Source organism: Arthrobacter sp. 05T423 (assembly GCF_056396245.1).
Genome location: NZ_JBFTLC010000093.1, coordinates 1 through 1,140 on the forward strand (window position 1 = coordinate 1; position 1,140 = coordinate 1,140).

Below are 1,140 nucleotides of genomic sequence, written 5' to 3' on the forward strand. Positions count from 1 at the left end.
GCTTCTCCTGTGGGCGGGACGTCGCCGACCAGTTCGTGGATCCAGTCGTGGAACGCGCCGATGTGGTGCTCGCTCGGAACCAGCACGCCGCCCTTGGCGTAGGACTTGGAGCCCATGCCCGGCTGGCAGCGTTCGCACGCGTCGAAGTCCTGCATGTTCACCCGGTGGAACAGCTCCACCGACGCCGTGACGTCCTTGCCGGACTCGACGACGGAGGGCAGGTACAGCCAGTCGCACTCAACGATCGTGTGGTCAGCGGACATCGGGAACATCCGGTGGATGATCACGTGGTCCGGGACCAGGTTCACGAACACGGTCGGCTTGATCGTGATCGCATAATAACGCCGGTCCTGGTCCTCGCCCACGCCCGGAATCACATCCAGGCCCTCRGAGCCGTCCACGGTGAAGCCCTTGATGTCCTCACCGAACTCCGCMCCGTGACCCACAAAGTACTGCGCGGCCAGGCCGTCGGCGAACTCCGGCAGCACCTCGGTCAGCTCCGGGTGGATCGTGGCGCAGTGGTARCACTCCATGAAGTTCTCAATGATGAGCTTCCAGTTCGCCTTCACGTCATAGCGGATCCGCCGTCCCACGGACAGGTTGGCCACGTCGTACCCGTCGATCGCGTGCACGTTGCCCAGGCGCTCCTCGATCGCGCCCATCACGTCTTCCTCGAAGGACGGCGGTTCCTCGGCCAGGCACACCCAGACATAGCCCAGGTACTCGCGGATGTGGACCTTGGACAGGCCGTACTCGTCACGGTCGATGTCCGGCATCTTGGTCAGGTTCGGGGCCGCGATCAGCTTGCCCTCGAAGTCATACGTCCAGGCGTGGTAGGGGCACTGGAAGTTCCGGGCCGCTTCGCCCTTTTCCTCCATGCACAGCTTCACGCCACGGTGCCGGCAGACGTTGTAAAACGCCCGGATCTCACCCTTGCGGGTCCGGGAAATCAACACCGATTCCCGGCCCACCTGCACCGTCTGCCACGCCCCGGGCTTGTCCAGGTCCGAGGACCGGATCGCGCAGAACCACATCTGCTCGAAAATACGCTCCTGCTCGGCCCGGAAAATAGCCGGATCCGTATACAGATGCCCGCCCAGCGTCGGGATCAGGCTCGGAGTGGTTACCTCAACAGACAAT

The 1,140-nt window shown here is 63.6% G+C and carries 1 protein-coding gene; it reads right to left on the minus strand.

The features are described 5' to 3' along the window. On the minus strand, nucleotides 1-1,139 hold a 1,139-nt coding region (locus AC1DFE_RS24040; protein WP_476908332.1), incomplete at its 3' end, for an aromatic ring-hydroxylating oxygenase subunit alpha. Nucleotide 1,140: the final 1 nt, after the last annotated feature.